An 11,876-nucleotide genomic window follows, 5' to 3' on the forward strand; every position below is an offset into this window, starting at 1 on the left:
CTGAGCCGCCTGACGCTGGGCGAGGGCGCGACGTTCAATCTGTTCCAACAGTACGCCGACGCGCGCAACGGCGAGCCCGCGCCGGTGACGACGCTCCAGGTGGGCCGGCGCGCCGGCAAGGTGGTGGCGCGCTACGGCCCGGCCAGCGCGAACCTGGACTGGACGCCCGTGCCCGACAACAAGTTCTTCCTGCTGGAAACGTACTGGGATCAGCAGGCGGGCCAGGTGAGTCTGTCCATTGATGGCGCGCGCAAGACGCTGAACAACGTCGATCTGCGGAGCGCGCCCAAGCTGAACCGGGCCGACTTTGGTGTGATGAATGTAGCCGGCTCGGTGGGCGGCGCCCTCTGCCTGGACGAACTGGTCTATGATCTGACCGCTGAAGCGCCGCCCCCGCCCGACCCGGTCGCCCAACTGTACCTCAGCTTCGCCCAGGATGGGGCGAGCGGCGGGCTGGCGTTCGCCGATGAGGACATCCTCCACTACGATCCGCAGTCGGGAAGCTGGGCGCTTTTCTTCGACGGCTCCGACGTGGGCCTGGGCGCGTCCGACGTGGACGCCTTCGTTCTGCTGCCAGACGGATCGCTGCTGCTCAGCGTGGACAAGCGCCTGACGAACCTCGTACCCCTGGGGCGCGTCGAGGACGCCGACGTGGTGCGCTTTGTACCCACGGCCCTCGGCGACAACACCGCCGGGCGCTTTGAGTGGTATCTAGATGGCTCCGACGTGGATCTACTCGCCCTGGGCGAGGACATTGACGCCCTGGACGTGCTGCCTGATGGCCGACTGCTCATCAGCACTGTGTCCGCCTTCGCCATCGGCCGCGCGCCTAACGTGCTGAAGGGCACGGGGCACGACCTCCTGGCCCTGACCCCGACGCAGACCGGCGCGAACAGCGCCGGACAGTGGGCGCTTTACCTGGACGGCTCCGACGTGGGGTTGACCCTGGCCTCCGAGAACATCGACGCGGTTTGGGCGCGAGAGAACGAAATCCTGCTGAGCGCCACGGGGGCGGCGGCAGTGGCCGACCTGGCGTTTGGCCCGGCTGACCTGGCGCGCTGCGTCCCCTCCGCGTTGGGCAGTGTGTCGGCCTGTACGTTCGAGCTTTTCTGGTCGGCCTACGATCTGCCGCCGGCCCTTAACGTGGACGGCCTGCACGTTCAGCCACCTCAGTAACCACTAAGGAATGCCCAGGGGCTAGAGAGGAACGCTCCTCCCTAGCCCCTAACCCCTAGCCTCTATTCCCTAAAGTAAGCCACATTGTAAGCTTAATCCCCTATGATCAGGGTGGGAAGTTGGTGAGCCACCCTGTGTCTTCGGTTGCGTCGCTCGCCGGTTGCCCACGTTTGCCCACATCATCAAGAAGGGTCACATGAACCTGTTACGCCATCTTCGCCCAGGGCTATTGGTCTCGCTGTTGGGAGCCATTGTCCTTTTGACCGTCGCCTGCTCGGGTGGGCGCGCGCCGGCTGCCGAGAGCGGCGAGAGCGGCGACGCCGGCCCGATCACCACAGGCAGCGTCGTGACCTACAACTTCGGCGGCTATGCCTCCAAGGTGTCAGTGGCTCAGGGGGAGTCGCTCGACTTTCACATCTCGCTCGACGCGGGATCGACCACCGACATCAGTATCTACCGGGAGGGCACGCCGCGCCGCCTGATGAAGACGATGACCGGCGTCACGGCCGGGACGTATGACTGCAACGGCCTCTACGCCGCCGGTTGCGATTGGCCCGTGGCCGCCAGCCTGACCGTGCCCACCGACTGGCCGTCGGGCGCCTACGTGGCCGAATTCAAGGCCGGCAGCACGCGCCAGCGGAAGATCATCTTCTGGGTGCGCGAGGACAACCCCGGTTCCACGGCGCGCATCCTGTTCCTGTCCTCGGTCAACACTCACCAGGCCTACAACGCCTATGGCGGCGGGTCACTCTACGGCTTTGGCGACTCGGTGAAGGCGACCAAGGTCAGTTTCGACCGGCCCTTCGAGAACGGCGTGGGCAAGTACGCTTTCTGGGAGGCCGTGGCTATCCCCTGGCTGGAGGCCAACGGCTACGCGGTCGAATACGCCACAACCTATGACCTGCACTTCCACCCCGATTTGCTGTCCCACTACGACGTGGCGATGGTGGCCGGGCACAGTGAGTACTGGACGTGGGACGCGCGGCAGCAGTTGCGACGTTTCCTGGATGAGGGTGGGCGCTTCCTCAGCCTGAGCGGCAACACCATGTGGTGGCAGGTTCGCTATGAGGACGACGGCCGGACGATGGTCGGCTACAAGGACTGGAAGAAGGATCCGGAGAAGGATCGCACGCTGAACACCAACAACCCCTGGGATCACACCATCTACGATACGCCCTTTACCTACACCGGTCTGCACTGGCCGTACGGCGGCTATCCGGGGGCCAACGGCGACGGCTACTATGCCGTCAACACCAGCCACTGGATTTACGAGGGCACGGGCGTGACGGAGAACAAGCTCATCGGCAAGGGCAGCTCGTTGGAGACCTCCATCCACGACAAGGAGTCAGACGGTATGGCCTTCAACTGCGCCACCGACGGCAGCACCTTGCTCGGCCCGTTGGGCAACACCGGCACGCCGCACAACTTCACCATCCTGGGGCTGACCACGGTCTACAGCAACATGCGCGACCTGGACAACTTCACGATGATGGGCATCTACACCACGCCGGCCGGCGGCGCGCTCTTCTCGGCCGGCACAACGGGCTGGGCGAACGGCCTGAGCGATCCCACCATCGGCCGCATCACCCGCAACGTGCTCGACCGCTTCCTGGCCGGCAACTTCCCGGCCGAGCCAGAGAAGCCCGATACTGCATACTATCTGTACGACCGCTTCAACTGCTACGACATCGCCCGCGGCCGCTTCAAGTCTACGGCCTGGCAGAGCGACATCGCCCGCAACAACTTCTATGAGTCGAGCGGGTCGGGGGCGAGCCGGCTGACGCTGGCCTGCGGCGTGGATGGGGCGGGCATGGAGTTCAAGCCGGTGGGCGAGACGCGCTACCAGTCGCAGGTGCGCCCCAACTGGGCCAGGGCCGACGCGCTCTACAGCCACTTCTATATGAAGCTAAGCGGCCTGACGCTGGCTAGCGGCAACACTTTCAACGTGTTGCAGCAGTACGCCGACGACCGGACGGCCGAGCCGCTGCCGCTGATGGAGTTGCAGTTGCAGCGGCAGGGCAACAGCTTCCAGATGCGCTATCAGCCGGTGGGGGGCAACCTGCCGTGGGTCAACGTGCCGTCCGACCGGTTCTTCCTGGTGGAGACGGGCTGGAACCGCTTGACGGGGCGTGTGGCGCTGTGGATCGACGGCGCGGGGTACGACCAGACGGCGAACCTGTCGGCCATGCCGGCGCTCAATCGCGTTGATCTGGGGTCGATGCGGGTGAAAGGCGGCGTGAGTGGGCTTTACTGCCTGGACGAGTTCATTGTGGACGGGCATCGCTTCGGCTACCCGCCCGACCCAGGGCCAACGCCCACGGCCACGCCGACCAGCACGGCCACCGCCACACCGACAGCCACGGCCACGGCGACCACGACCCTGACGCCCAGCCCCACGGCCACGGCGACGGCCACCGCGACTCAAGACCCCAACGCGACGCCCACGGCGACCCCCACCGCCACGTCTACTGGCGCGGCGACGGCCAGCCCCACGCCCTCGCCCACGGCGACCGAGCCGGGCCAGGTGTTGATCACGGAGACGCCGACGGCCTCCCCCTCGCCAACCGGGCCGGCGCCGGCGTATGGGGTATATCTGCCGTTTGTGATCCGGTAATCATTGAACCACGGATTCACACGGGTGTAACGGATGAGACGGATTGAACGCTTGGTTCAATCCGTCTCATCTGTCTAATCTGTGGTTGATTAATTTGGGCGCGGCGCTCCCATCGGCCGCCGGATCGTTCAGCGCAACGCGTAGCCGGCCGGCAACTGGGCTGGAGCCAATGGGCGCGCACCGGCCAGCGCTTCTACCTCGCTCAGGTCGGCGACCGAGGGGACCTGGTTATCCTCGCCGGGCAGCGGTTCAACCTGGCGGTCGATTTGAATAGGGCGATTTGCCCAAATCGCTCTACGGCCGGCGGGAGAGCCGCCAGTAGACCAGCGCCCGCCAGCCGAGCATGAACAGCCCGCCCAGGCTGAGGAGGACCAGCATGAAGGGCACGGGGATGGACGCCTGGCCGCGGAGGAGGGCGCGCAGGAGCAGCCCCAGCGGCGCGGCCACCAGCCAGGTGGTCAGGACGCGGCCGAGCCAGACCTGCCAGCTCAGGCCCGCGCCGTAGCGGAACGTGCCCAGCAGGAGGGCGGCGATCGTCCAGGGTACGCCGATGGCCAGGGTGGTGGTGAACAGGCTGGGCAGCGCGCCGACGACAGCCATGCCGTGGTCGCGCTGGCCGATGAAGACGAAGAGGAGCAGGAGCAGCCAGTCGCCGACGACCAGCCACCACTTGATCTCTCTGTCACTTAGGTTCGTTGCTTGTCTTACAGCTGTCATAAGGCTATTTTTAACGTAAGCTACGAACTTGCGCCAAGTTTCGCTGTCTGTCAAAGCTATGATTCGTTACGAAGTTATCCTCTATTGGAGCGATGAGGATCAGTCGTTCATTGCTGAAGTACCAGAGTTAGCCGGGTGTATGGCCGATGGTGGTACTTATGCTGAGGCTTTAGAGAACGTTGAGATCATCATTCAAGAGTAGGGGCAGACCTACGTGTCTGCCCCAGGGCGCACACGCAGCCCCAGGGCGCACACGCAGCCCCAGGGCGCACACGCAGCCCCAGGGCGCACACGCAGGTGCGCCCCTACTTGGCGATGACCTCGTCGCCGGCCAGAACAAAGACCCCTTCGCCCGGCCGCGGGCGCACGACGGCTGTCCCTGTGAACTCCCCAAACGACGGCAGCAGGCCATACTCCCGGCCAAAGTAGAAGCAGGGCAGGGTCAGCCCGCGGCCGTTGCCGCCGAGGGCGACGGCGGGATGGACGTGGCCGGCCACCGGGTAGGCTTGTAGCGAGGGTTGGCAACCCGCGTTTTCTGTATTTGCCGGGGCTGAAGACGCGGGTTCAGAAACCCGCGCCACAGGCGGCTCATGGAGCCAGAGGAACGGCGGCTCGGCGACGGGCGCGTCCAGGCATTCGACGCCCCACTCGGCCGGCGGGTCGCCGGCGCGCCGGTCGTGGTTGCCGCGCACCAGGGTGACGCGCAGGCCGGGGCGGGCGGCGCGCCAGGCGGCGACCGTCTCCAGTGTGCGGGGGGCGCGACCGCTGCGGGCGTGGAGCAGATCGCCCAGGACGAGTAGCCGGGCCGCGCCCGTCCGGTCGAGCGCGGCGTCGAGGCGGCGCAGCATTTCGGCCGTCGTGCCGCCGGGGATGGGGATGCCGCCGGCGCGAAAGGCGGCGGCCTTGCCAAAGTGGGGGTCGGCGACGATCAGCGTCCCCGCCCGCGGCCAATAGACGGCCCGCTCCGGCAGGAGCAGCAACTCTTCCCCACGTAAGCGAGTGGAAACGGAGTTCACAGATTCCCGAAGATCGATCTCACGCGAAGAGCGCAAAGGAAGCCAGGAACGCCAAGCGACAATTCCTCTTTGCGTTTTTTGCTTCTTGGCGCTCTTTGCGTGAGCCTCTTCCTGCTTTACGATACGGCCGCGCGGACTTCGGCGAGCGTGCCGAAGGAGCCGAGCTTCCTGCTCTTGTCCACTATGAAATCGGCGTACGCCTTGACGTACTCCTTGCCCGGCGTGCGGAAGTCGAAACCCTCCGGATGGTCGCGGAAGAACTCGCGGTGGACGCGCGTCCAGACGAGGCGGCCGTCCGTGTCGATGTTGACCTTGGTCACGCCCAGCTTGGCGGCGCGGGCAAACTGGGTGTCATCCACGCCCTTGGCCGACGGGTCGAGCTTGCCGCCGGCGGCGTTGATGCGCAAGACCTCACCCTGCGGCACGCTGCTGCTGCCGTGCATGACCATCGGGAAGCCGGGCAGCTTGGCCTGGATGGCCTCGATACGGTCGAAGTGCAACCCCTGGGAGCCGGCGAATTTGTAGGCCCCGTGGCTGGTGCCGATGGCGACGGCCAGACTGTCGCAGCCGCTCTGCTCCACAAATAGCTTGGCCTCATCCGGGTCGGTCAGCATGGCGTGCTTCTCGTCCACCTGGATATCCTCTTCAACGCCGCCCAGCTTGCCCAACTCCGATTCGACGCTGATGCCCTTGGCATGGGCGCGCTCGACGACGCGGCGGGTCGTGGCGACGTTCTCCTCGAACGGCTCGTGCGAGGCGTCAATCATGACCGAGCTGTAGAAGCCGGAGTCAATGCACTCGTAGCAGGTCTGTTCGTCGCCGTGGTCGAGGTGCACGGCGAAGATGGCTTCTGGATACTCAGCTTCCACGGCGCGGATGATGGCTTCCAGCACGCGGGCGTTGGCGTATTTGCGCGCGCCCTTGCTAAGCTGGATGATGAAGGGGGCCTGAGCCTCGATGTGGCCCTGGAAGAGGCCCAGCGCCTGCTCCATGTTGTTGATGTTGTACGCGCCGACGGCGAACTTGCCGTAGGCCACCTTGAAGAGTTGGGCGGTTGTGACGATCATGGACGGGTCTCCTGTTGGGTCTGGTTTCGTTTCGCAGGGGAGCGGGGGTGCGGGGGAGCAGGGGGGATGTCCGGCCGCCCGGCGCTCTTGGGGAATTATAGCAAGAAAAATAGACCTGACAGGTGTTGGGCGTTGGCCGCCAACGCCCAACACCTGTCAGGTCTGGTGAAGGGGTGGGTCTGATAGACCTAGTTCAACGCCTCCAGCGGCGGCTTCACCGCCCGGTCGGTGGCGAAGGCCATCTGGTCGGCCGACTTGACGAGGTGATAGGCGATGAGCAGTTGCGTCAGCGCCAGGGGGTAGCTGCGCCGCTCTTCCAGCCCGTACTGGTAGCGGCCCAGCCGGCTCTCATCCAGATTGGCGTTGGGCGGCAGGTGGCCGCGGATGATGTCCATCAGCTCTTCGGCCTTCTCCGGCGAGACATTGCCGTCGATCTCCAGGTAGTCGGCCGGGCGGCCCTCGTAGCGGGCCAGTTCCAGCCGCATCGCTGGGTGACTTGGCTCGCGGCGGTCGGGGCCGCTGTGCGTCAGCACGTCGGTCAGGTCGGGGTGGGGCAGCGTCGGCATGAGCACCAGCTCGGCGTTGAGGTGGCTATCGCCGGCCGCGGCGGCGTCGACGTGGCCCAGGTCGGGCGGATAGAAGCGCACGATCATGTCGGCGTAGCTGCGCTGAGGGTGGATGAAGCGCGGGGCGATGTCCTCGCGCCCGCGCATGGAACGGCGCACCTGCTCCTCGGTATAGCCGCGCTTGGTCGTGTCGCGCTTGATCTTCCACTCGGTGCGCAACTCTTCCGGCGGGTCCAGATAGACCTTGGCGTCGAAGCAGAGCCGCATGATGCGCGTGTGGAACGGCAGCAGCCCCTCGATGATGACGAATTTGGTCGGCTCGATGTAGTCCGGCTTGTCGAAGTCGCCCGTCTTGTGGTTGTAGACCGGCTTCAGGATGGGCTGCCCCTCGCGCAACAGGCGGAAGTGCTGCTCCATGATGTCGATGTAGTTACACTCCGGGTGCAGGGCGCTCAGGTGGCGCTGCCGGCGCTCCTCCCGGTTGTATTTGTGGTAGTGGTCGCAGCAGATGGCGGTGACCTGATCGGCGCCCAGCGCTTCGACAATGCCCTTGCTGATCGTCGTCTTGCCCGACGCGCTATCGCCCGCGACCCCCAGCATGATGGTCTTGCGGTTCATTGGTGGCCTCCCCGGAGTTGAGAGTTAATAGTTGTTGGTTGATAGTTGTTAGTCGTCAATCGCTCGTCAGCGGCGACCAATCACTAACAACTATCAACGCTCAACTGACAACTCTCAACGATTACTGGACGACATCAAAGCGCACCTCGGACCACAGTTCGAGCGACTTGCGCAATTCGGGGCAGGTGCGGGCCGCGTCCTGGAGGGTGCGCCCTTCCAGAACCGCCTCGACGGCCACGCGGTTGGCCGTGGCGCCGGCGCGGCTGCCGTCGGGGTGACCGTGCGTGCCGCCGCCGAACAGGAAGAAGGCGTCGGGGCCGTAGATCTTGAGCAGGTCGGGCACGTGGTGGACGTGGATGCCACCCGAGGCCACGGGCCAGGTCGCCTTCAGCCCGCCGAAGTCTTGATCGAAGTAGATCCCATGCTCCAGGTTGGCCTTGACGTACCGCTCGCGCAGGATGTCGATGATGCCCAGCGTGTCGTTCCAGGAGCCTTCCAGCTTGCCGACGACCGTGCCGGTGTGTAGGTGGTCGCCGCCGGTCAGGCGCAGCCACTTGGCGACGACGCGCATGGCGATGCCGTGGTTGGGTTGGCGGGTGAAGACGGCGTGCATGGCCCGGTGACAGTGGACGATCACGTCCAATTCGCTGGCGCGCTTGAAGATGTCGGCCGAGGCGGCAAACCCGGCCGTCAGGAAGTCATACATCACCATGCGACTGCCCAGCTCGGCGGCGTACTCCAGCCGGCGCAGGCTCTCCTCGGTCGAGCCGGCGGTGCAGTTGTGCCAGTGCCCCTTGAACTCGCCCGTCTCGGCCATGGCCCGCTCCACGGCGTCCTGGGCGTACATGAAGCGGTCGCGCCAGCGGCTGAACGGCTGGCTGTTCATGTTCTCGTCGTCCTTCGACGTGTCGAGGCCGCCGACCAGGCATTCGTAGATGATGGTGGAGTACGCCTTGGGCGAGAGGCCCAGCTTGGGCTTGACCGTGCCGCCCAGCAGGGGGCGATCCCACTTGTTACTCCACACCCGCTCGTCGTAGATGCCGACGCGCGGGCCGGGGAAGGTCTTCACGAGCGCCAGGGGGATGCGCATGTCCTCCAGGCGCAGCGCGCCCACGGCCTTGAAGCCGAAGACGTTGCCGACGATGGACGACATGATGTTGACGACGCTGTTTTCCTCGAAGAGATCCATCGGATACGCAATGTAGGCGATGTCATCGACGACGGCGTAGACCTTGGCCTTGTAGAAGTCGATATCGGTCAGCTGGTTCGACCACACTTCAGTCCAGGTTCCGGTGGACGACTCGGCGGCGACGGCGGCGGCGGCCTCGATCATGCTCACGCCGCGTGGCTGGATGCGGAAGGCGCATAGCAGGTCGGTATCCTGTGGGATGTAGTCCGGGACGTAGTAGTCAACGGCATAGGGGCGAACGCCGGCCTCATAGGCGGCGCTCAACTCGGCGGTGGGGGGCTTCTTGATGCTGCGGGGACCAACGACATGGGTGCTCACGGTTATGACCTCCTGACGCAATCGCGTCGTGACGCCAAGGCGTCGTGACGTGGGAGCGTCAATCAACTTGAATCCAACAATTGTTGCCAACGGCCAGAGCGACCACCCGGCGGGATATAATCGCTCTGACGCCGGTTGTTGACCAGGAACCGTAGTAAATAGATCCGGCGCGGTCGCGCGGACCTCCCATCTGCGCCCGGTGCGGTCTCCCCGACCACATGTACAACAAAGGCGGCGGCGCAGAACGGCCGCTCCCCAACGAGGTATTTGTGCAAGAATTCACAAAACAGTATAGCACCTTCGCCGGGCGGCGTAAACAGTCGAAATGCCAATCTTGGCGCGGGCGAAGCGGCCATTCTGGTCTGCATTTTATCCAGCCCGGCTGGAGCGTCCGGGGTCTAGGTCGAGGAAGACCCACATCTCTGTCCTTGGCGGCGACGACGCGACCACGCCGGAGCCGTAAGAATGGGACGCTGATTTCGCTGATGGTTCCGCTGATTTTCGCAGGCGAACGATACTGATGATGGCCGCTAAAATCAGCGTAATAATCAACGAAATCAGCGTCCCATTCTTCGTACACGCTCGTCCGGCGCGGTATAATGTCCCTCATGAGATACCACGATCAAGAGACCATGGACAAGATTCTGCGCACGGCGAAGACGGTGGCGGTGGTGGGACTGACGGACGACCCGTCGCGGCACAGTCACACCGTGCCCGCTTATCTTCAGGCCAACGGCTACCGCATCATCCCCGTCAACCCCACGCTCGCCGAGGCGCTGGGGGAGAAGGCTTACCCGTCATTGGCCGACGTGCCGGAGCCAATTGACGTGGTGCAGATCTTTCGCCGCAGCGAGGACACTGGCCCCATCGTGGATCAGGCCATCGCCGCCGGGGCCAAGGCGGTGTGGATGCAGTTGGGCATTGCCAACGATGAGGCCGCCGCCCGCGGCCGCGCTGCCGGTCTGGATGTGATCATGAACCAGTGCATGCGGGTGCAGCATTTGCGGTTGCACAGTGATCCATTGTGAACAGTGGTCAGTGATCAGTGAACAGTGGTCAGTAGCTAACTGACCACTGTCCACTTGTCACTAGCAGCTGCTCATTCTGTGCAATTCCTCTCATCCCCTGTGCCGATTTTCACAATGTTGACAAGTCAATTAACGCGCCTATACTGTTAGGTATCGGATCGAGGCGCGTTCCTGCCGACGCTACTCCCTTTCTTCGCTCTCCCTTCCTCGCCTGAGCGCCAACTATCGGTTCTCATTGTTCGGCTATCTGCCACAGGCGGCCCGACGCCGTGCTCGGACAGAAAGAGAACTTCAGACGCCTATCAACCAAAAACCCTATCCACTGTGCATCCACCGGCGACGCGCTCGCCGGAAAACTCGGCCATTGACGAGGAGGTGATTCCATTTGCCGGATGCGGAGATACGCTGAACCATATCGGATTGGTTAGTATCTATTAGCTCACCAGTACAGAGGAAACGGAAGATGAAAAAGCTTACCCTCCTGTTGGCGTTTGTGATTCTCCTGGCGCTGCTGGCCGTCGCGGCGCAACAGCCGGACAGCGCGTCCTCCCGGCGTACGTTCCGAGCCAAGTTGACCGGCTATGAAGAAGTGCCGTCGATCTCCTCGCCGGGCTGGGGCAGTTTCCGGGCTAGATTGACCGACGGCGGCACGATGCTTGACTACACACTCACCTACGATGACCTGCAGAACGTCATGGCGGCCCATATCCATTTCGCCCAGAAGGGCGTGAATGGCGGCGTGAGCGCCTTCCTGTGCGGCGGCGGCGACAAGCCGGCCTGCCCGATGGAGGGCGGCACGGTGACGGGCACGATTGACGCGGCCGACGTGGTTGGCCCGGCGGTACAGGGGATCGCCCCCGGCGAGCTCAACGAACTGGTGGCGGCCATGCGGGCCGGCGTGACCTACGTCAACGTCCACACCAATGACATGGTAGACCCGCCCAACAGCGGCCCGGGCGACTTCCCCACCGGTGAGATCCGCGGGCAAGTGCGGTAACAATTAAGAATTAGGAATTAGGAATTAAGAACACGGCCCGCTGCGACGTATTCAATTCCTAATTCCTAATTTCTCAGAATTTCACCAGGAAGGCCGTCAAGTACATGATGAGGATGCCGGCGGTCAGGCCCGCGAAGTTGGGCCAGGCCAGGGGGGAGCCGCCGGCCGCCCGCGCGTCGCGCCACAGCAGTTTGCCCACTTCCCAGATGACCTGCAAGATAGCCCCCGCGCCGATGCTGAGGAAGAGCGCCGCCAGGAAGGGGGAGAAGGCCAGCCCGCCGATCCACGTGCCCAGGATGGCCGGCGCGCCGGCCAGCAGCGCCAGCAACACGAAGACGCGCAGCGGCGGCCGGTCGCGGCGGGTCAGCGGCGCGGCGATGCCCACGCCTTCGGTGATGTTGTGCAGCGTGAAGCCGATGACCAGGAAGGAGCCCAGCGCCGCCGCGCCCGTGGCGAAGGCCGCGCCGATGGCCAGCCCCTCGCCGAAGTTGTGCAGGCCGATGCCCAGAGCGATGAGCGACGCCACGCGCAGCGGCGACTGCGGCCCGGCGCGGCGGCCGATGGCCAGCA

General features: G+C 64.6%; 9 protein-coding genes and 2 pseudogenes. 5 read left to right on the top strand and 6 right to left on the bottom strand.

The window, feature by feature from the left end:
* Together ACE3UY_RS09510 and ACE3UY_RS09515 are read left to right on the top strand one after the other, a co-directional pair.
* Positions 1-1,176, top strand: a 1,176-nt coding sequence (locus tag ACE3UY_RS09510; RefSeq protein WP_374687305.1) for a hypothetical protein, incomplete at its 5' end; no start/stop codon positions are given.
* A 196-nt stretch (positions 1,177-1,372) separates the two neighbouring features.
* The gene (locus tag ACE3UY_RS09515; RefSeq protein WP_374687306.1) at positions 1,373-3,790 is read left to right on the top strand and encodes a N,N-dimethylformamidase beta subunit family domain-containing protein; all 2,418 of its coding nucleotides are present in this window, start codon (positions 1,373-1,375) and stop codon (positions 3,788-3,790) included.
* Between the two features lie 294 nt (positions 3,791-4,084).
* Here ACE3UY_RS09515 and ACE3UY_RS09520 read toward each other — a convergent pair whose 3' ends face one another.
* Positions 4,085-4,507: a DUF3054 domain-containing protein gene (locus ACE3UY_RS09520; protein ID WP_374687307.1), complete on the bottom strand. Its 423-nt coding sequence runs from the start codon at positions 4,505-4,507 to the stop codon at positions 4,085-4,087.
* 58 nt (positions 4,508-4,565) lie between these two features.
* Between ACE3UY_RS09520 and ACE3UY_RS09525 the strand changes: the two are divergent.
* Positions 4,566-4,706 (top strand): annotated as a pseudogene (locus tag ACE3UY_RS09525) (type II toxin-antitoxin system HicB family antitoxin); the annotation flags it as partial.
* 106 nt (positions 4,707-4,812) lie between these two features.
* Here the strand turns inward: ACE3UY_RS09525 and ACE3UY_RS09530 are convergent.
* The 4 genes from ACE3UY_RS09530 to ACE3UY_RS09545 form a co-directional block, all read right to left on the bottom strand.
* Positions 4,813-5,487 (bottom strand): ligase-associated DNA damage response endonuclease PdeM, encoded by a 675-nt coding sequence (locus ACE3UY_RS09530; protein ID WP_374687308.1) that lies wholly within the window; start codon positions 5,485-5,487, stop codon positions 4,813-4,815.
* A gap of 152 nt (positions 5,488-5,639) precedes the next feature.
* Positions 5,640-6,590, bottom strand: coding sequence for a ketose-bisphosphate aldolase (locus ACE3UY_RS09535; protein WP_374687309.1), 951 nt, complete (start codon positions 6,588-6,590; stop codon positions 5,640-5,642).
* 188 nt (positions 6,591-6,778) lie between these two features.
* Positions 6,779-7,774 carry a phosphoribulokinase gene (locus tag ACE3UY_RS09540; RefSeq protein ID WP_374687310.1) on the bottom strand — a complete coding sequence of 332 codons (996 nt, stop codon included), beginning with the start codon at positions 7,772-7,774 and terminating at the stop codon, positions 6,779-6,781.
* Positions 7,775-7,895: 121 nt separating this feature from the next.
* Entirely contained in the window at positions 7,896-9,251 is a 1,356-nt protein-coding gene (locus tag ACE3UY_RS09545) for a form I ribulose bisphosphate carboxylase large subunit (protein WP_374687313.1), read from the bottom strand.
* A gap of 662 nt (positions 9,252-9,913) precedes the next feature.
* On the opposite strand from ACE3UY_RS09545, the gene ACE3UY_RS09550 reads away from it, so the two are divergent.
* Both ACE3UY_RS09550 and ACE3UY_RS09555 read left to right on the top strand, forming a co-directional pair.
* Complete coding sequence (locus ACE3UY_RS09550) at positions 9,914-10,309, top strand: CoA-binding protein (RefSeq protein ID WP_374687311.1); 396 nt, start codon at positions 9,914-9,916, stop codon at positions 10,307-10,309.
* 463 nt (positions 10,310-10,772) lie between these two features.
* Complete coding sequence (locus ACE3UY_RS09555) at positions 10,773-11,306, top strand: CHRD domain-containing protein (protein WP_374687312.1); 534 nt, start codon at positions 10,773-10,775, stop codon at positions 11,304-11,306.
* A 73-nt stretch (positions 11,307-11,379) separates the two neighbouring features.
* On the opposite strand, the pseudogene ACE3UY_RS09560 reads toward ACE3UY_RS09555, so the two are convergent.
* Positions 11,380-11,876: pseudogene (locus tag ACE3UY_RS09560) on the bottom strand (metal transporter); the annotation flags it as partial.

The organism is Promineifilum sp. (SeqCode) (assembly GCF_041918635.1).
Taxonomy (GTDB): Bacteria; Chloroflexota; Anaerolineae; order Promineifilales; family Promineifilaceae; genus Promineifilum.